The following is an 18261-nucleotide window of genomic DNA, read 5'->3' on the forward strand; positions in this document are numbered from 1 at the left end:
CGCTTACGGCTGCAGAAGACGCCCTCGGGCAACCCCCAGTGACAGCCGGCGGTGTTGGCTGTCACTGGTGGCTGCTGAGAGCGCTCTCGAACGACCGTCAGTGACAGCTGGCGGGTCCGGCGGTGCTGGCTGTCACTGGTGGCTGGTGAGAGCGCTCTCCAACGACCATCAGTGACAGCTGGCGGGTCGGCGGAGCTGGCTGTCGCTCACGGTCGCTGGAACTGGTCTCGAGCGACCACCAGTGACAGCCGGTATTGATCTTCTCGCTCCGACCGCACCTTTCGGCCCGCCGCCGGGCGGCTACGACCGGTGGAAGCCGAGCAGTTGGCTCGAGCAGAACCACAACCGCAGCCACCGGGCTCGCCGGAGTCGACCGGTGAACTTCGGCGGTCACGGCATGGCCTGTGTCCAGCCCTCCGAGCCCCGCCGGCCCGGACGGATCGGCCGAAAGGTCAATCGGACGCCCAAGCCGTTACTCACGGTCACCCATACGGTCATCACCGTAACGGGACGTCCGTGCCCTATCGCTTATCCACAGGGGACCCTTGTGGCGTAGCGGGACGGTCACCGAAGCGGTACGGTCTGATGCCGGAACGCTACGGCGGCATGACACGCGGTGAGGAGCCGGAATGGGCCGCGAGATCGACGAGGCGTGGATCGACGAGGCGATCGAGCGGTACCGGCGTGTCGAGGAGTTGCGTGCCGAGTTCGATCAGGCGGTGGCCACGCATGCGGTCTCGGTGCACTCGCCGGACCGGACTATCGAGGTCGTCGTCACGGCTTCGGGGGCCATCGTGGACGTTCGGTTGCACGGCGAGCTGAGCCATCGTGATCCGGCCGAGTTCGCTCGCGAAATCAAGGAAGCCGTGGTCAGCGCGGCCGAGGCGGCCCGCTGGGCGCGGGAGAAGCTGCACGGCGAAGTGTTCGGATCGTTCCGCACCCTGGAGGGGCACTGAGGTGGACCGGCTCGCCGATCAGATCGACAATGTCGCGGCAGTTCTGTCGACGATGGACCGTCAGATGACGCTGCTGACGCCGGCCGCCTCGGCTTTCGGGGCTGACGAGGCGGGCCGGCCTGGGCGGATCGGCCGCGCGCTCTACGCCGGCTGGACCTCGGTGCTGGCGGCACGCGCCCGTGAGGCGGCCGCCGCGTCAGCGTCCCTGACCGAAATGGCCCATGCAGTGCGGTCCGGGGCCCAGGCTTACGCGGCAACCGACGAGGCGGCTCGGCGCCGCTTCCAGCGGGAGCTCTAGGAACGATGCGGGATGGCTGGATGACGAAATCGGAGCGCTAGATGATGGACCGCCTGGACCATCTGCTGGACGCCGCGAGCCCACTGCTGAACCGCGTGGACGAGATCCTCTCCACGGTCGGCGCGCCGGAGGGTCACGCCGTCTGGGTCGAACTGCGCCGGGTGCGCGTGCTGCCCGGGGACGCGGCCCGGGCGGTCGGCGCACTCCATCCGGAGGCGATCCGGAGCGCGGTGCCGGAACTCCGGGCCGACGTGCAGGCTTACGCGGCGGTCGCGGACGGGCTGCCGCTGCCGGGTGCGTGGCAGGGCGAGGCAGCCGAGGCGTACGAGGTCGCCCGCCGCCGCATCGCCGAACATCTGAACGGCGGTCCGGACAGTCTGGGACACCGGATGGCGGCGACGGCCGACCTGGCCGACGCCCTGACCGGGTGGATGACGCGCGCCCGGGGCGAACTGGCCGGAACCCTCGCCACGGTCCTCGCCTCCGCCGAATGCGTAGCCCTCACCACCGGCGACCTCAAACCCGACGAACTGGCCCGCCTGGCAGCCGACATGGCCGCGCCGTTGCTGCGGACGGTGGCGGACGCCTACGACCGAGGCGAGTCCCTGATCGACGAAGCAGCCGCCCTGCAACGGGATCGCTGACCCTCCAAAAGCGACAAAGCAAGCAGAATCGACTCGCCCAGGCGCGGCTTGCGCGGTCTGGCTTGCGTGTAGGCCCACCCGCGCCTGGGCTCGGTCCGCGCCTGGGCTCGGTCCGCGCCTGGGCTCAGTCCGCGCACGGGCTGGCCGCGCGCGGGCTCAGGGCGATCGGCGGCGGCGGATGCTGAGCAGGAGGGCGCCCACCCCGCCGGCCACCATGCCGGCGCCGGTCAGCAGCCACGAGACCGGACCTCCGGGCCCGGTGATCGGCAGACCGGCCGCGGCGTTGGAGCCCGAATCCGAACCAGAGCCCGAACCAGAGCCCGAACCCGAGCCCGAACCGGCAGGTGCGGCGCCCTGTCCGGTGCCGCGCTTCGGTGCGACGGCGCCGGCTTCGAGCATGCCCAGTCCGAGGTCGGCGACCACTGCGGACGGACGGTACCCGGATTTTCCGCGGGGACCGGTCGGCTTTCCACCGCGTACCAAGGAAATCTTCACCGCCGTGGCCCGCGCCGCGATGGCTCGCCCCTCGGTGGCCTGGCGTGCGGCACCGAGCGAGACGCGCAGCCTCGCGGCGGGTACGGGGCCGGTGGCGGCAGCCGGTGCCGGGGTGGTCTCCGCGCTGGTCAGAGCGGGCAGTCCGGGGATCGCCGGCAGGGGAAGCGGGCCGGCGGAGTCGAGGCTCGACGTCAACGACTCGAGCAGCGTCGCATCCTCACCGAGCGTCAAATCGGTGTAGTCACCGACCGTGTTGAGAATCGTCCGTTTGCCGTTTCGGTGGGTCACTTCGACGGCCGCCGGCTCGTACCCGACCTCGCCCTGCCCGCCGTCCGACATGCTGACCCGCAGCCTCGCCGGCCGCAGCACCCGCAGGCGCACCTCTCCGTCGGCGAGGCTGAGCCGCCCGGCCGTCAGGGAGGCCGTCGCCACCGATGCGGCCTCGCCGCCGCGCTGTCGGATGCCGGCGGTGCTCGTCGCGGTCAACTTTTCGGCCGCCCGGAACAGGGACCGGTTGCCACCGCCGCTCACCGCGACCCGGTTCAGTTCGGCCTCTGCCCGGGAGGCGTCGCCGTTCGCGGAACCGCAGCCCAGCCCCTCGTTCCAGCGCGCGTGTGAGGTGAGGGTGCCGCCGCCGGCGCGCACCGGCCCGTACTGCCTGGTGCTCAGCCGTTTCCTACCCGCCTCCCGGTTCGACGGCGGCGCCTGCTGCAAGATCACGTCATTGCGCGCGGCCGCGCCGGACACCCGCCCGTCGAGGGCCCGGCTGGCGGCCGCCGACTTGATCGGCCCGCTGGCGATCAGCACGCTGCGGGCGTCACCCAGGCCCACCCCTCCGACGGGCGGCGAACTGCTGTGACGCGTACGCCCGGCGCCCTTCTCCTCGTCCGCCGAAGCGGAATCCGCGTCCCCGCCGGAAGGCGCCGAAGAGGCCGCGTCGCCGCCGCCGGCGTCCGCACTCGGTGACCTCAGCCCTGGCGCCTCGGCCGCCGACCGGGTGCCGGGGGCAGCCACCGCGCCGAGTTCGAGCCGGTTGATCCGCAGCACCTGGGCGCCCGACTGCGCGGCGTGACTGCCCGGCTGCGCGCACAGGGCGGCGTGGGCCGGCGCCGGAGGGGACGCGACGAGGGTGCTCGCGAGGCCCAGCGCGACGGCGCCGGTGGCCACCGACCTGGCGGGTGTCATGGGGGTCCTTTCGGGGGCGGCGTCTACGCGACTGGCCAACGACTGTCGATTCGGCCAGTTGCGCCGCATCTATGCGACAACCCACGCGGGTAGTTCAAAACCGGCATTTGGTGCGGCCCGCTGAGCGTCGTAGGGTTGGCACATGGGCATGCTGTGCGCGGTCAGCTTCAACCGGTACGGCCGCCTCTACTACCTGGACCCCAACGGGTTCACGCCGGCCGTCGGAGATCGCGTTCTGGTGCCGACCGACGACGGCCCCGAGGTGGCGGAGTGCGTCTGGGCACCGCAATGGGTCGACGAGGAGACCTCCGGGTTTCCCAAGGTGGTGGGTCTCGCCGACGAGCAGGACCTGCACCGCGACGAGCTGCTGCGTAAACGCAAGGCCGAGGCCAAGGTCGCCGCCAAGAAACTGATCAAGGCGCACGAGCTGCCGATGAAGGTCGTCGCCGTCGACCACGTGCTCGACCAGGGCGGATCGGCACGCACCACGATCTACTTCACCGCGCCGCACCGGGTCGACTTCCGGTCCCTGGTCCGTGACCTCGGCGCCACCCTGCACTGCCGGGTCGAGCTGCGCCAGCTTTCCGCCCGTGACTCCGCACGCGTGCAGGGCGGCATCGGTTCCTGCGGGCGCGACCTGTGCTGCGCCACGTTCCTCACCGACTTCGAGCCGGTCACCATCCGGATGGCGAAGGACCAGGACCTGCCGCTCAACCCGCTGCGCATCTCCGGCGCGTGCGGCCGGCTGATGTGCTGCCTCAAATATGAACACCCTTTGTACTCGAAGTTCCAGGCCTCCGCGCCGGCTGTCGGCACCCGCGTCACGACGCCCGAGGGGGACGGCCGGGTCGTCGGGCACAGCGTGCCGAAGGACGAGGTCGTGGTCCGCCTCGACTCCGACGGATCACGGTGTTCGTGCAGCCGCGCCTCGGTCTGCGGGCCGCGGCAGGCGCACGACTCCCGGTACAGCTGACGCGCTGACCCGCCCCGCTATGGGCGGTCCGCGTCCGGGCCGGCCACCCGGACCGGCGGCTCGATGCGGTGTGGGGTCAGCGGTGTCTTCGGGCGCAGCCAGGGGCTCTGCGGCGCGCCCTGCGGGTCGGGAACCCAGTCGTGGCAGACCTTTTGCAGGCCGATCGGGTGGATGGTGAGCGTACCGTCGGCGCCGATGTGCATGCGCAGGAAGCTTTTGCCGTCCTCGATGCCCTGACCGGCGAAAAGCTCGTTCACGTTCACCCCGAATCGGGATGCGATCAGCAGGTAGAGCGCCGTGAGCTGCGTCGACAGGATGGCGATCAGCGGGCCGTACACCACCACGGCCACCACCAGCGGCCACGGCCACGGCCATTCGCGGAAGTCCAGCCGCAACCAGACGAACGCGCCGGCCGCGGCCAGCCCGATCTGGGCGAAACCGTGCAGCAGGCCGAGGATCCAGTGCCGGGCATGCTTCGCCGCGGAGGCACCCGGTGGCTGCGCGAACAGGACCGTCGCCGCCATGATGATCACCAGCATGAGTACGAGCGGAATCGTGAACAGGCGCTGAATGCTGCCGTCATTCTCCGCGCCGGCCCCGGCCATCGCCAGCATCGTCAGCGTCTGGATGATCCCGAGCATCGTGGCGAACCCGGCGTTGCGGCGCGGCAGCCGGTGGAAGACGCCCCAGCTCCACCGGCGCGACGTCGCGGCGTCCGGGAAGCTGCGCTCCAGCCGGTAGCTGCGGCTCCGACTCTTGCTGCGGGTCAGCGTCTCCTTCGGCGGCACCGTGAGCTCGTCCGGCAGGTTCTGCGTGCCCACCAGGTAGGCCCCGCCACCCCCACAGGTGATCAACTCGCGGTCCTCGCCGGTGTAGCGCGCATAGTGATGCAGGTCCCCGGAGACCAGCACCCGGACATGCGCCCGGGTGGGCGCCAGGATCGTACGGATGAAGTAGTCGACCGCGTCGTACTTCTCCGGGGCGTCGGCCGCTTTGACCCACGTCGGCGACGGCGTCATCAGGATCACCCGGTCGTCCGGCCCCACCCGCGCCGCCGCCCGCTCGAAGTAGAGCAGCTGCGGGTCGTCGATGTACGCCCCGAACTGCTCGTCCACCGCGAACAGCCACCAGTTCGCCGGCAGCTTCACCGCGAAGTACGACCGGCGCTGCTCGGTGCGCCACCCGCCGATGTGGCCGTCCTTGCGGCGGGCGAAGAGCCGCAGGAACGCGGTGAGGCCGTCGTACCAGTCGTGGTTGCCGGGCAGCGCGAACAGCGTCGGCCGCGGCAGACCCGCCGGGGCCTCCGGGAGGGCTGCGCGGTACGGCCCTTTCATCCGGTTCTCATAGCCGTCGCCGCTGGCCAGCGGATAGACCTGGTCGCCGCCCATCAGCAGCAGCCGGCCCCGGGGCAGCCGCTCGCCCGCCACCTCCAGCTCCGGCTGCGCCAGAAGATAGGCGACCGAGTACGTGGCGTCGAACCCGTCACCCAGGTCCGCCACATAATCCAGCCAGAGCTCCCCGTCCGCCGTCGACGAGTGGTCGAAGACGTCGTCGTCCAGCGCGTTCTGCAGCTCACGCTTGTCCAGGTAGGCCCCGAACAGAATCGCCAGCAGCGCCCGCAGGCCGGTGCTGAGCAGCAGCAGCGGCGCCAGCCACCCGATCGGCCGTTTCGGCGCGAACCCCAGCTCGTGCGGATCCATGCTCGCCGGCCGAGCAGGCACAGTCAGCTCCGACTCGGCAGGCTCCTGCCGTGGAACGATGGACATCAACCGATCGTAGTCGGGCCCTCTGACAAGACGCCCACCCCTGTTAGGCGTGCCGATCAGATGCCGTACACTGTCTTTTCGTTGCCGCCTTAGCTCAGTCGGCTAGAGCGACGCACTCGTAATGCGTAGGTCGACGGTTCGATTCCGTCAGGCGGCTCCAACCCGAAAGGGCTGGTCAGACCCGGTCTTCACCAGGTCCGGCCAGCCCTTTCGCCATGCCTATCGTCTCCGCTCGGCAAGCCGATCCGGGCGGTGTCACCTGGGCGGGCCGGTGGAGCTGAAGATGGGGCAGAGTTGCTCCCTCGTCGCGTCCACGATCTTCTGCGCGGTGGCCTCGTCGGCCTCGAAGCCGGCCGCCGCGGTCTTCGCGACCTCGGCGTCGGTCTTGCCCTTCGTGATGTCCAGGCAGATTGTCGCGCCGTGGCGCAGGACATCGTCGTCTCGGGCCAGCCGCTCGTCGACGGCCCCGAGGGCTTTCCGGTACGCCTGTACCGCTTCCTCGGAGAACCGCAACCCTGGCTGCAGGAACGCCGACCCGGCCTTCGACGGAGGTGCGGCAGGCGGGGCAGGATCGGCCGGCGCCGGTTCGGCGACGCCGCCGCAGCCGGCGAGCAGGCTCAGAGCCAACAGGGCACCCGCTACGTGGCCGGTGAGCGTCTTCTGTGGATTCACAGCATGCACGGTACGGCGTACCGCAATGACGTTCCTCAATAGACTGGCCGGATGCGACGGGATCCGGAGTGGGATGGCGCGGTTGTCGGGGCCGGGCCGGCGGGGTTTGCCGCGGCGTATGCGGCTAGCGGGGGCCGGGGCGCGGGTGATCGTGCTGGAGCGGGGGCGGCATCCGCGTTACAAGACGTGCGGGGTGGGCTGCTCGGTGTTTCGGTGCGGGCCAGTACGCCACACCTGAGTGTTCCTGCGCGGGATGCCGTCAACGCGGTCACATTCACTCATGATGGGCGGCGCGAGTTCACCCGGCTTGCGCCGGGTGAGCCGGTGGTGACCATGGTGCGGCGTGCGGAGTTCTGCGGTCCGGGACCTGGGCGGGCACGGTTGCCGCGACGTCGGCGGACCTGGCGGACTATGACCGGATCATCGGCGAGCGGCTGGCGCCGGAGATGGCGGCGGGCCGGCGGCTGCTCGGACTGTACGGCCGGCATCCGGCGCTCGTGCACGCGGCGATGGCCAGTCCGGTCGGGTGGCGGGCGTTCACCGGTTTCTGCCGTGGCGAGCTTTCCATGGCCCGGGTTCTGCACCGCCGCCCGATCGCTGCGGCCGTCAGTTTTCTGGGTGGGTGAACTGTGGTCAGGAACGTGACTGCCAGGGCGCCCATTGCACCGCTGCGGCGAATCCGCCGCGACGGGCGTCCCGGGCACCGGCTGCGGAGAGCGGGCCCTCCCGGTCCAGCAGGACTCCGGTGCCGATCAGCCTGGTCTCGAACCAGGACCCGCCCACGCCGCGGCGCACTCGCTCCCACAGGCCGCCCTCGACGAGCGCGGCGGTGTGGGCGTGCAACCGCTCCACCAGGCCTTCGGGATCCTCGGCGCAGGTGTCGCAGGCGCAGGTGGGCAGCGACTGCTCCCACCAGCGGCCGAAACGCACCAGCAGACCCGGATCGGTGAAGTGGATCGCCAGCGGCGCCCCGGTGGGTGAGCGGGGGATGAGCCGGACGGTCCGCACGAGCGCGTCGTCGAGCCCGAACGGTTCCTTCGTCTCCCGGCGCTCCACGCGGTAGCGCTCGGTGAGATCGTCCAGCAGGGTGTCGGCCGCATCGTGCAGCAACGCGAAGCGGTCGGACTCGGTGGCGTGCGGATTGCCGTCCACCAGTGCAGTATGCCGCGCGTGGTCCGCGGCGCCAGGTTGCTCCGGAGGAAGCGACCTCATTCGAAACCGAAGTCCCCGGCCTTGACTCCGGAGACGAACGCCTCCCACTCGGCCCTGCTGAACGCCAGGGGTGTGGCGTCGAGGTTCTTGGAGTCCCGGATCAGGACTTCGTCCCCGATGGTCGCCACCTCGACACATGCCCCGGTGGCGCAATCTCTGCTACGTCGCCAGCGCAGCCCTTCCGTCTGTCTGATCATCTGAGTACCTCCGTGACGGCTCGAATCCACGGTATGCGAATGAACCGGGCATGGGCGGGCACACGCATGAGTGAAAACGAAACGACGCCGCTTATCCCCTCAAATGCGAGGGTATGCGGCGTCTCTTCGAACCGAACTACGTATTTTGTGAGTACTTTTTACGCGCCCGCTCCGCGTTCCTGGCGTCGAGCACCGGTGCGCGAAGCGGGCGACAGCGACCTTCAGAAACGGAACTCGCCCGCGGTCACGCCCTCGACGAACGCGTCCCACTCGTCCTTCGTGAAGGCGAGCGCTGCCGCCTCGGGGTTCTTCGAGTCACGGATCAGGTATTGGTTTTCGACCTTGGCAACCTCGACGCAGGTCGACGTTCCGCAGCGGCTGCTCTTCCGCCATGCGGGCACGTTCAAGTCTTCCATTGTGGACCTTCCACGGTGTTTATCGGGTTTCTCCAGGGCTCGTGCCCTCGAGGATCTCTATTTGCCGCCGAATGAATTCGATCGTGTCGTCCTCATCCGCGACCTCCTGCCAGACCTTGTCGTAACGCGCGCGGTGTTTCGCGGTCGTGTCGCGGTCTTCGATCAATTCGTCACCCAGACCGGTCTCCCGGTAGAGCACCTCGCCCTCGCCGAGCAACAGCAGATCGAAACTGGCGTTGTTGGTGACCGAGGCGTCCAGGGAGAACGGCACCATCCGGATGCGGATCATGCCGTTCTCGGCCAGCGCCTTGAGGTCACGCAACTGGTCGGCGAACACCTGCGGCCCACCGATGGTGCGCCGCAACACCGATTCGTCGACCATCACCAAGATCTGCACGTCGCCCCGCGCGAGCAGCGCCTGCCGGCGCATCGCCCGGGCCTGCACCCGCCGATGACGCTGATCCTCGGACAGCTCCTCCTCGTAGCGATGCATCAGGGCAGTCGCGTACGCGGTGGTCTGCAGCGGACCGGGGATGTAGTAGACCGAGTACGAACGGATCTCGGAAGCCTCGGCCTCGTACTCGATCAGCTTGCGCATGTGCTCGGTGAGGTTCTCCCGGAAATCGGGCGCCTGGTACCACGCCTGACGCTGCCGGGTCCGTGCGATGCGGGCGTCCGCGATCAGCGACGCGACGGCCGACTTGTCCCGGATGCCGAGGTAGCTCAGCAGTGGGCGCAGATCGTTGGGGGAGATGCTGACATCCCCGTTCTCGATCCGGATCACCTTGCTGAGCGACCACTCCATTTCCTCGGCGACCTGGAGTTGGGTGAGGTCGGCTCGCTCCCGCGCTTCACGGAGCGCGAGTCTCACGCGTCGCCGCGCGATGGTAGGCGAGTCGCCCTCAGCCATGAGTCCTTCATCGTCGAAGTAAATGGTGACATCCGGTAACGCCGGACGTGCGATGTGCTACCTCGCAGTTTGCCAAGTGGCAGTCAGCGAGGTCGCGGACATCCTATTACTGTCCTATCAGAACGAGAGGTGCGACGTGCGGTTTTGATCAAATAGAGATGTCACCCGAGAGGTATTCGCGAATTGCCTGGTCAGGCCGCGGCGAGGCCATAACCTCGAGGTGTACGGCCGGAATCCTCCATGGCTCTGCGCAGCGCCCGGCTCACCTGGTTGAAGACCCGCGCGTCGGAGGCGGAGTAGAGCACCACCGCCTGGCTCCGGTACTGGGCGTGCAACTCCCAGCGGCCTGGCTGGCGCCACAGGGCCATCACGGTTGGTGCCGCGACGGCGAGGAATCCCGCTATGTACCACTTGTGGGTCGGCAGCAGGGTCCAGCCGGCGACCGCGGCGAACAGGACACCGACGGCGAGCGCGGGGGCGAACGGGCGCATCCGTGCCGGTGACTGGACCAGGCCGACGTTGCGCAGTTCGCGGACGGTGAACGTGTGCTGTGCCGAGACGGTTCTCCAGACGAAAAGATCGTCGGTCACCATGGCGTCGGGCCCGTGATAATAGGTGCGTTGGCGCATGGCGAACTCCTCTTCGCTTTCCCTTGCGAGGGGGAGAAGTGCGGGCCACCATTGGCGCGAGGGACGTCCCCGCCTCGCGTGTCGCAAACGATGAGAGCCGTACAGATTCAGAGCCGTAACAGATTCAGAGCCGTAACAGATTCAGAGCCGTACAGATTCAGAGCCGGGACAGACGGTTCGGGCCGCAATTGATCAGTGAAAGTGCCGTAGAGGTGACAACGGCACCCGTTTGCCGCCGGGTGCCGTTGTTCGTCTTCTCCCTCCGACTCCACCCTCTTTGCCTTACTCGTAGTACAGCACGCCACAGAGCAGTTCGCCATCACTCAACCTGCCATGTTGCAGATTGCGTAGAAGCTTCTTGTGCCCCGCTGCGGGCACGGGTGCGGCGCCGGCACCGGCGTTTCAGCCCGGGGCGGACCGGGTAGGCCAACTGCGGATGCCGCGACGAACCTGTATTTTCGCAGGTGGGAAGGCTGAAGCCGAATGGAGAGCCGGTTGAGGGTCGCGAACCAGGCGGTGCAGCCAATCTTGGTGATGTTCCCGCTCGGGTTGTTCGCGATGGCAGTAATGTTCGATATGGCCGACTTGCTGGGGGGACCTAGCATGCTGGGGGCCCTGGCGTACTGGAACATCATCGCCGGGCTGGTGGGCGGCCTGCTCGCCACCCTGGCCGGAGCCGTCGACGTGATGTTCGTGCGCAACGCGGACGCGCGCCGCCTCGGCGTCCTCCGCGGCCTGATCAACATGGGTGCGCTGGTGATCTTCGCCGTCATCCTGATGCTCCGCGTGCAAGCCTCCGACCGTGCCATCGGTGGTGGCCTGTTCGTCGTCGAACTGCTCGCGCTCGCGCTGTCGATCTTCGGTGCCTGGTTCGCCGGAAAGCTCGCGACCGGCCACGCCCCGGCGTTTGCCCGGGCCGCGGCAGGGAACCGCACGTACTGACGGCTGAGAACCGCAGCTACTGACGGCGCGAACAGCGGAAGGAGCGATGATGGCTTCGATAAATGGCAAGCGGGTGGCCTTCCTGGCCACCGACGGTGTGGAAGAGGTCGAATACACCGAACCCCGCAAGGCCGTGGAATCCGCCGGCGGAACGGCCGAACTGATCTCGATCAAGAATGGCGAGATTCAGGCCGTCAATCACATGGACAAGGCCGGCACCTACCCGGTGGAGAAGAGCGTCAGCGACGCCGATCCGGCCGATTACGACGCCCTGGTCCTGCCCGGCGGTGTCGCCAACCCCGACTTCCTGCGCGCCGACTCCGACGCGGTCCGTTTCGTCCGCGACTTCGTCAGCGCCGGCAAGCCGGTGGCCGCTATCTGCCACGGCCCCTGGACCCTCATCGAGGCGGGTGTCGTCGAGGGGCGCACCCTGACCAGCTGGCCCAGCCTGCGCACCGACCTGGTGAACGCCGGCGCCACCTGGGTCGACGAGGAGGTTCACGTCGACAACGGCCTCGTCACCAGCCGCAAACCGGACGACCTGCCGGCCTTCTGCAAGGCGATGATCGCGGAGATCGCGGCCTGACTTCTCGGGTACGGGGTCCGCGGATCCCGTCCCCGGTCCGGCTCGGTCGCGACGCGCGGCCACCCCACGCACCGCGGCCGAGCCGCCCTGGTCAGGAACGGCCGGCCGCGGCGGCGGCCCATTCCTCGTCGGCGGCCTTCTTCAGGGCCATGCCGTCCTTGCCGTTGTAGCGGACCAGCTTGGGCAGCGCCGCGGCCAGCGCGATGCTGCCGGCCACGCAGAGGACGCCGCCCACCCAGATCGATCCGGAGATGCCCAGGGAGGTGCGGGCCATCAGGCCGGAGCGGAGCTGGCCGGCGAGCGGCCCGGTCGTGTACGAGAGCATCTCGATGCCGGCCAGGCGCCCGCGCAGGTGGTCCGGGATCGTCTGATTCCACATGATCATGCGGAAGATGCCGGAGATCATGTCGGCGGCACCGGCGAAGGCCAGGCAGAAGAGGGTCAGCCAGAGGGTTCCGGAGAGGCCGACACCGATGATGCCGACGCCCCAGAAGGCCGCGGCGACGAGCACCATCAGGCCGTGCCGGTGCACCCTGGCCGTCCAGCCGGAGCCGAGCGTGGCGATCAGCGAGCCGACGGCGGGTGCGGCGTAGAGCAGGCCGAGCACGCCGGGACCGCCGAGCTTGTTCGCCAGGAACGGGTAGAGCGCGGACGGCATGCCGAAGAACATCGCGTTGATGTCGACGAGATAGGTGCCGAGCAGTTCCGGGCGGGACCTGGCGTACCGCAGGCCGGTGACGACGCTGGAGAACGACGGGCGGTCGGCGGCCGGTGGCGGCGGGACGGCACGCACCAGGGTCAGGCAGATCAGCGAGACGACGAAGGTCAGCAGGTCGAACGCGTACACCCAGGCCAGGTCGAAGCTGGCCAGCAGGATGCCGGCCAGGGGCATGCCGAGGAGCTGGGCGAACTGTGCGCCGAGCGACTGGAGCGACATGGTGGCCGGCAGCTCGTCCGGTTTCACCAGGCGCGGGACCATCGCGTCCAGGGCCGGGCGTTGCACACTCGCCACCGTCGCGGTGAGGAACGCAGCGACGTAGAGCAGCCACAGGTGCGGCTCGTCGGACAGTGAGTTGATCAGCAGGATGCCGCAGATGGCGGCGAGCGCCAGTTCGGCGCCGCGGACCAGCAGCCGCCGGTCGATGTAGTCGGCAAGCGCGCCGCCGACGAACGCCATGAACAGGATCGGGGCGAGTTCGCAGACGCCGATCAGGCCGACCATCAGCGGGTCGTCGGTCAGCTTCGCCACCTGGTACGGGATGGTGACGTAGCTGATGAACGAGCCGAAACTCGTGACGACGCCGCCGATGAAGACGAACCGGAAGTCCCGCGAGGTACGCAGGGGCGTCAGGTCGAGCCCCAGGCGCTTACGGTCGGTCACGAAGGGTCATCCTGCCGCAGGCGCCGCCCGGCCCGCACCGGGTTTTCCGCCCGGGCGGGCGCGCGTCGCGCCTGTCACTTCATGACGAGCCGGCCCGTCCGGCGGAACTCCTCCAGGTCGGTCAGCGCCTCGTCGATGATCAGGGATTTCTCGCCCGGCAGCGCGTCGAGCGGGAAGAAGCCGGCGTCCACGCTCTCGTCGGTCTGGCGGAGCAGCTCGCCCTCCCAGCTGTGCACCACGAACGACATCAGCACCTGCTGGTACGTGTGCTGGAACTGGTTGGTGTACGTGTACTCCGTGTAGAACGCGTACGGCGTGAGCGACGTGGCCCGCAGGCCCGTCTCCTCCCACAGTTCCCGGATCGCGCACTGTTCCATGCTCTCGCCCAGCTCCATCGCACCGGCCGGGATGGCCCAGCGATGGTTGTCGGAGCGCTGGATCAGCAGGAGCCGGCCCTCGTCGTCGAAGAGCACGGTCCGGGCCCCGACGAAGAAGATGGTGTCGGTGTCACCGACGCTCGCCCGGACCCGGCCCAGGTAGGACTCTCCCCATGTCAGCGCCACCGGGCCACCCCGCCGCCGACCACACACACGAAACCCATGGACCGAGCGTAGTCACGCGGACTTCTTGGCGGGCTTCTCGGCGGACGTGGACTTCCTCGCAGTTGTCGCCTTCTTGGCCGTCGCGGCCTTCTTGGCGGGTGCGGCCTTCTTGGTGGCGGCACTCTTCTTGGCCGGGGCGGCGGTGGCGGTCTTCTCGGCCGGGGCCGGCGCGTCGGATTCCGTACCGGAATCGGATCGTGCCTTGCGGGCGCGTTCGACGGAGGCCTTGAGCGCCGCCATCAGGTCGATCGCCGCCGCCGGCGCCTCCTCGGCCTCTTCCGGCTGGACCACCTCGCGGCCCTCGACCTTGGCGTCGATGACCTCCTGGAGCGCGGCCCGGTAGTTGTCGGTGAAGTCCTCCGCGTTGAAGCTGCCGGCCATCGAGTCGATCAGTGAGCTGGCCATCGCGAGCTCGGCGGGGCGGGTCTCGATGTCCTCGTCGAGGAACCCGAAGTCGGGGGTGCGCACCTCGTCGGGCCACATCATGGTGTTGAGGATCAGCACGTCGTCGCGGACCCGCAGGGTGGCGAGCTGTTCCCGCTGGCGAATCGCGATCTTGACGATGGCGACCCGGTCGGCGTCGCGCAGGGCGTCGCGCAGCAGGACGTACGGCTTGGCGGCCTGGCCCTCGGGTTCCAGATAGTAGGACTTGGCGAACAGGATCGGGTCGATCTGCTCGGCCGGCACGAATTCCAGCACGTCAATGGCCCGTGACGTGCTCAGCGGCAGGTCGGCGAAGTCCTCGTCCGTCAGGATCACCATTTCGCCGCCGCCGATGTCGTACCCCTTGGCGATGTCGTCGTAGCTGACCACTTCACCGTCGACGGAGCAGGTGCGCTGGTACTTGATCCGGCCACCGTCGGTGCGATGCACCTGGTGGAACCGGATGTCCTTCTCCTCGGTCGCCGAATACAGCTTGACCGCGATCGACACGAGGCCGAACGAGACAGCGCCTTTCCAGATCGCCCGCATGGAATCAGAATCGCATCACTGGGACGCCTGCGTAAGGTGATTGCTTCTGCCTATGGTGATCGGGTGCCGGGTCCTCCCCTCTCGCCGATGCTTGCGACGGCGGGCCCGCTGCCGGAGGGCCCCGGGTGGAACTACGAGTTCAAGTGGGACGGTGTCCGCGTCCTGGCCCTCTTCGGTGGCGGCCCGCCGCAGCTCTTCGCGCGCTCCGGGACCGTGGTCACCGCCGCCTACCCGGAGATCGCCGGCCTGCGTCTGCCCGAGGGAACCCTGCTCGACGGCGAGATGGTCGTCTTCGACGCGGCCGGGCGCCCGTCGTTCACCGCGCTGGCCGAGCGGATGCACGTCCGCGACCCGATCCGGGCGGACCGGCTCGCGATCACGGCCCCGGTCACGTACCTGATTTTCGACGTGCTGTTCCAGGACGGCATGGATCACACCGGCCTGCCGTACCTGGCCCGGCGCGAACGGCTCGAGGAACTCGGCCTTGCCGGGACGAGCTGGATGGTCCCGCCCACGTTCCGGGACGGCGAGGCCACCGTGGCCGCGGCGCGGGAGAACCGGCTCGAGGGCGTGATGGCGAAGCGTTCCGACTCGGTCTACCTGCCCGGCCGGCGGTCACCGGACTGGGTGAAGGTGAAGTTCGACCGGACCGGCGACTACGTGATCGGCGGCTGGCGGCCGGGCGCCCGCAAGCTGGGCGGGCTGCTGATCGGCGTGCCCACCCCGCAGGGTCTGGCGTTCCGCGGCCGGGTCGGCGGGGGCATCGGCGCGGCGGCCGAGAAGGACCTGCTGGCACGGCTGGAGCCGCTGGCGGCGCCGAGGTCGCCCTTCGCGCCGGGCGCGGTACCGCGGGAGGATTCGCGAGGAGCACATTGGGTACGCCCGGAGCTGGTGGCCGAGATCCGGTACGGCAACCAGACACCCGACCGTCGCCTGCGGTTCCCCCGTTTCCTGCGGCTGCGCGACGACAAGACGCCCGCGGAGTGTGCCGACGATGACCCCACGTGACCGGTTCGCGGTGAGCATCGAGGGCCGCGACGTCGACCTGTCCAACCTCGACAAGGTCCTCTACCCGGCGGCCGGTTTCACCAAGGGCGAGGTCATCGACTACTACACCCGGATCGCGCCGGTCATGCTGCCGCACCTGCGGGACCGGCCGGCCACCCGGATCCGCTTCCCCAACGGGGTCGGGGGCGCGCACTTCTTCGAGAAGAACAAGCCGGCGGGTACGCCCGGATGGGTGCGCCTGGAGACCCTGGCGGCGCCGGGGTCCACGAAGAGCCGGGAAACCATCGAGTACGTGGTGGTCGACGACCTGCCGACCCTGGTCTGGCTCGCCAACCTGGCCGCGCTCGAACTGCACACCCCGCAGTGGCGGGTCGGCGCCGACCCGGACCTCATGGTGGTCGACCTGGACCCGGGTGCGCCGGCCGGTCTGACGGAGTGCTGTGCGGTGGCGATGCTGATGCGCGACCGGCTCGCCGCGGACGGCATCGACGCCTACCCGAAGACGTCCGGCAAGAAAGGGATGCAACTGTGCTGCCCGATCTCCGGCACCCAGGACAGTGAGGTCGTCTCCGCGTACGCCAAGAAGGTCGCCGAGGAGCTGGCGGCGATGGTCCCCGGCTCGATCACCGCGAAGATGGCCAAGGCCGTCCGGCCGGGCAAGATCTTCATCGACTGGAGCCAGAACAACGCGGCGAAGACGACGGTGACGCCGTACTCGCTGCGCGCGGGGGAGAGGCCGACCGCGTCCACGCCGCTGACCTGGGACGAGGTGATGGCGATGGCGACGGGCGAGGTGCCGGCCCGGCAGTTCGGGGCCGACGAGGTGCTGGAACGGGTCGAGGAGCACGGCGATCTGCTGGCCGGCATGCTCGACAGCGGAAACGTCGTACCGGAGGCGTATCGACGAAAGTGATCCACGGCCCTATGCTGGCGGCGCCATTCAAGATCAATGGCTGAGTCCGGCTTTCTCCTGGGGAAGTGACACTTGAAGATTTCTCACGCAGCAGTGTCGGCGACCGTCGCCGGCGCGCTGATCGTGGCCGGCCCCGCGCCGGCGTTCGCGGCCGACGAGCAGGCGCCGCGCATCGTGGACACCGGCATGCAGTCGGGCCTGGTCGGGCTCCGGCCGACCCTCACGATGAAGGTCGCCGACAACGTCGGGGTGGTCCGGGTGGAGGTGCTGCACGCGCGGGTACGCCTGGCCGACGTGACGGTCACCGGCGCCGGCGAGGAGATCACCGTCCGGCCGGACTTCGGGCTGGTGCGCTCGCCCGGGCCGGTCGACATCCTGATCCGGGCCCACGACGCGGCCGGCAACGTGGCGGAGGCCGCCGCCACCGTCATGGTCGACCGCGACCTGCCGACCGCGACCCTGAACCCGCCGCTCGGCCACTCCCTGCGCGGCACCGCCTCGGTCACCCTCACCGGCGTGTCGCCGGACACCACGCTGATCAAGCTGGTGCACCTGGACACCCGCGTCGAGTGGGCGCGAGCCACCGCGGCGCCGTGGACGCTCACCTGGAACACCGTGGGGCAGCGGGACTTCCCGATGCTGTACCTCTACGACCAGGCCGGCAACGAGAACGTCATCCACACCGTCTGGCACATGGACAACGAGCTGCCCCAGCTGGGCGGGCTCACCTGGCGCCGCACGGTGGGCGCGACCACGTTCACGTCCACGAACGGGCGGGTCGGCGGCACCGGGACACTGTCCGCGTCGATCAAGGACGAGGGCAAGGCCGCCGTCGAGTGGCGGCTGGACGGCAAGGCGCAGTCCACGTCGCCGGCCTGGACCTGGAACACCGGCTCGGCGAACCGGACTGCGGCCGTCGACCTGCGGGCGCAGGACCCGGCCGGCAACGTCGCCACCAGGCGGTACTCGGTGGTCGTCGACAACACCGGCCCGGCCGTGCAGGTCACGTCGCCGGCGGCACTCGTGCGCGGCAGCCGGATCTCGTCGGCTGTGCGGGCGAACGACCCGTCCGGCATCCACTCGGCGCTGCTGGCCGGGGCGAAGGCGGACACGGCGGCCCCGTACACCGCCTCGATCGCCGCCGGTCGCGACGGCCGCAAGACGCTGACCTGGACCGTTTACGACCGGGTCGGCAACACGACCGTGGTCCGGCGGGCCGTCACCGTCGACAACACCGGCGCCAAGGTGGCGTTCGGCACGGCGCCGAAGAACAAGGCAAAGGTCAAGGGCACCGTGAAGGTGACCGCGTCGGCGAGCGACAAGAACGGGGTGGCCCGGGTCGAGTTGCTGGTCAACGGCAAGATGGTCGCCAAGGACGCCAAGGCCGCGTACAAGTTCTCGGTCAACACCAAGAAGTACGGCAAGAAGATCAAGGTCCAGCTGCGGGCGTACGACAGGGCGGGCAACGTGACCACGACCAGCGCTCGCACGTGGAGGCGCTGAC

General features: G+C 69.3%; 20 protein-coding genes, 1 tRNA gene and 1 pseudogene. 11 read left to right on the top strand and 11 right to left on the bottom strand.

What is annotated here, in order from left to right; genetic code table 11:
• Window positions 1–629 precede the first annotated feature (629 nt).
• Genes LPA41_RS18390 through LPA41_RS18400 form a run of 3 tightly spaced genes read left to right on the top strand, consistent with a single transcriptional unit; the run spans window position 630 to window position 1898 of the window.
• Window positions 630–956, top strand: a complete 327-nt coding sequence (locus tag LPA41_RS18390; protein ID WP_229071853.1) for a YbaB/EbfC family nucleoid-associated protein — start codon at window positions 630–632, stop codon at window positions 954–956.
• A 1-nt stretch (window position 957) separates the two neighbouring features.
• Window positions 958–1254, top strand: coding sequence for a hypothetical protein (locus tag LPA41_RS18395; protein WP_229071854.1), 297 nt, complete (start codon window positions 958–960; stop codon window positions 1252–1254).
• Between the two features lie 41 nt (window positions 1255–1295).
• A complete protein-coding gene (locus LPA41_RS18400; RefSeq protein WP_229071855.1) occupies window positions 1296–1898 on the top strand; it encodes a hypothetical protein in 603 nt (200 codons plus the stop codon).
• Window positions 1899–2054: 156 nt separating this feature from the next.
• Here the strand turns inward: LPA41_RS18400 and LPA41_RS18405 are convergent, their stop codons facing one another.
• The gene (locus tag LPA41_RS18405) at window positions 2055–3578 is read right to left on the bottom strand and encodes a hypothetical protein (RefSeq protein ID WP_229071856.1); all 1524 of its coding nucleotides are present in this window, start codon (window positions 3576–3578) and stop codon (window positions 2055–2057) included.
• 142 nt (window positions 3579–3720) lie between these two features.
• Between LPA41_RS18405 and LPA41_RS18410 the strand changes: the two genes are divergently transcribed.
• On the top strand, window positions 3721–4551 hold the full coding sequence (locus tag LPA41_RS18410; protein WP_229071857.1) for a regulatory iron-sulfur-containing complex subunit RicT: 831 nt from the start codon (window positions 3721–3723) through the stop codon (window positions 4549–4551).
• Window positions 4552–4568: 17 nt separating this feature from the next.
• Here the strand turns inward: LPA41_RS18410 and LPA41_RS18415 are convergent, their stop codons facing one another.
• Window positions 4569–6317 carry a metallophosphoesterase gene (locus LPA41_RS18415; RefSeq protein WP_229071858.1) on the bottom strand — a complete coding sequence of 583 codons (1749 nt, stop codon included), beginning with the start codon at window positions 6315–6317 and terminating at the stop codon, window positions 4569–4571.
• Window positions 6318–6400: 83 nt separating this feature from the next.
• On the opposite strand from LPA41_RS18415, the gene LPA41_RS18420 reads away from it, so the two are divergent.
• Window positions 6401–6477: transfer RNA gene (locus tag LPA41_RS18420), tRNA-Thr, on the top strand.
• Window positions 6478–6572: 95 nt separating this feature from the next.
• On the opposite strand, the gene LPA41_RS18425 is transcribed toward LPA41_RS18420, so the two are convergent.
• Entirely contained in the window at window positions 6573–6989 is a 417-nt protein-coding gene (locus tag LPA41_RS18425) for a DUF732 domain-containing protein (RefSeq protein WP_229071859.1), read from the bottom strand.
• Window positions 6990–7040: 51 nt separating this feature from the next.
• Here LPA41_RS18425 and LPA41_RS42730 point away from each other — a divergent pair.
• Window positions 7041–7343 (top strand): annotated as a pseudogene (locus LPA41_RS42730) (FAD-dependent oxidoreductase); the annotation flags it as partial.
• Between the two features lie 279 nt (window positions 7344–7622).
• Here the strand turns inward: LPA41_RS42730 and LPA41_RS18430 are convergent.
• From LPA41_RS18430 to LPA41_RS18450, 5 genes are all read right to left on the bottom strand, one after another.
• The gene (locus tag LPA41_RS18430) at window positions 7623–8141 is read right to left on the bottom strand and encodes a DUF6226 family protein (protein WP_229071860.1); all 519 of its coding nucleotides are present in this window, start codon (window positions 8139–8141) and stop codon (window positions 7623–7625) included.
• A gap of 56 nt (window positions 8142–8197) precedes the next feature.
• A complete protein-coding gene (locus LPA41_RS18435) occupies window positions 8198–8398 on the bottom strand; it encodes a DUF397 domain-containing protein (RefSeq protein WP_229071861.1) in 201 nt (66 codons plus the stop codon).
• 221 nt (window positions 8399–8619) lie between these two features.
• Window positions 8620–8814, bottom strand: coding sequence for a DUF397 domain-containing protein (locus LPA41_RS18440; RefSeq protein WP_229071862.1), 195 nt, complete (start codon window positions 8812–8814; stop codon window positions 8620–8622).
• A 19-nt stretch (window positions 8815–8833) separates the two neighbouring features.
• Window positions 8834–9685 (bottom strand): helix-turn-helix transcriptional regulator, encoded by an 852-nt coding sequence (locus tag LPA41_RS18445; protein ID WP_229071863.1) that lies wholly within the window; start codon window positions 9683–9685, stop codon window positions 8834–8836.
• Window positions 9686–9915: 230 nt separating this feature from the next.
• Entirely contained in the window at window positions 9916–10353 is a 438-nt protein-coding gene (locus LPA41_RS18450; protein ID WP_229071864.1) for a DUF6232 family protein, read from the bottom strand.
• A gap of 495 nt (window positions 10354–10848) precedes the next feature.
• On the opposite strand from LPA41_RS18450, the gene LPA41_RS18455 reads away from it, so the two are divergent.
• Both LPA41_RS18455 and LPA41_RS18460 read left to right on the top strand, forming a co-directional pair.
• The gene (locus LPA41_RS18455; RefSeq protein ID WP_229071865.1) at window positions 10849–11295 is read left to right on the top strand and encodes a DUF2231 domain-containing protein; all 447 of its coding nucleotides are present in this window, start codon (window positions 10849–10851) and stop codon (window positions 11293–11295) included.
• 46 nt (window positions 11296–11341) lie between these two features.
• A complete protein-coding gene (locus LPA41_RS18460; protein WP_229071866.1) occupies window positions 11342–11881 on the top strand; it encodes a type 1 glutamine amidotransferase domain-containing protein in 540 nt (179 codons plus the stop codon).
• A gap of 91 nt (window positions 11882–11972) precedes the next feature.
• Here LPA41_RS18460 and LPA41_RS18465 read toward each other — a convergent pair whose 3' ends face one another.
• The 3 genes from LPA41_RS18465 to LPA41_RS18475 form a co-directional block, all read right to left on the bottom strand.
• Window positions 11973–13262 (bottom strand): MFS transporter, encoded by a 1290-nt coding sequence (locus LPA41_RS18465; protein ID WP_229071867.1) that lies wholly within the window; start codon window positions 13260–13262, stop codon window positions 11973–11975.
• Window positions 13263–13336: 74 nt separating this feature from the next.
• Window positions 13337–13825 (bottom strand): NUDIX domain-containing protein, encoded by a 489-nt coding sequence (locus LPA41_RS18470; RefSeq protein ID WP_229071868.1) that lies wholly within the window; start codon window positions 13823–13825, stop codon window positions 13337–13339.
• Window positions 13826–13876: 51 nt separating this feature from the next.
• Entirely contained in the window at window positions 13877–14836 is a 960-nt protein-coding gene (locus tag LPA41_RS18475; protein WP_229071869.1) for a Ku protein, read from the bottom strand.
• Window positions 14837–14899: 63 nt separating this feature from the next.
• Between LPA41_RS18475 and ligD (LPA41_RS18480) the strand changes: the two genes are divergently transcribed.
• From ligD (LPA41_RS18480) to LPA41_RS18490, 3 genes are all read left to right on the top strand, one after another.
• Window positions 14900–15844, top strand: a complete 945-nt coding sequence (ligD, locus tag LPA41_RS18480; protein ID WP_229071870.1) for a non-homologous end-joining DNA ligase — start codon at window positions 14900–14902, stop codon at window positions 15842–15844.
• The gene (ligD, locus tag LPA41_RS18485; protein ID WP_229071871.1) at window positions 15831–16757 is read left to right on the top strand and encodes a non-homologous end-joining DNA ligase; all 927 of its coding nucleotides are present in this window, start codon (window positions 15831–15833) and stop codon (window positions 16755–16757) included. The genes ligD (LPA41_RS18480) and ligD (LPA41_RS18485) overlap by 14 nt, the downstream gene beginning before the upstream one ends.
• A gap of 72 nt (window positions 16758–16829) precedes the next feature.
• Window positions 16830–18260 (top strand): Ig-like domain-containing protein, encoded by a 1431-nt coding sequence (locus tag LPA41_RS18490; RefSeq protein ID WP_229071872.1) that lies wholly within the window; start codon window positions 16830–16832, stop codon window positions 18258–18260.
• Window position 18261: the final 1 nt, after the last annotated feature.

Origin of the sequence: Actinoplanes sp. DH11, from assembly GCF_020873875.1 — a bacterium.
Taxonomy (GTDB): domain Bacteria; phylum Actinomycetota; class Actinomycetes; order Mycobacteriales; family Micromonosporaceae; genus Actinoplanes.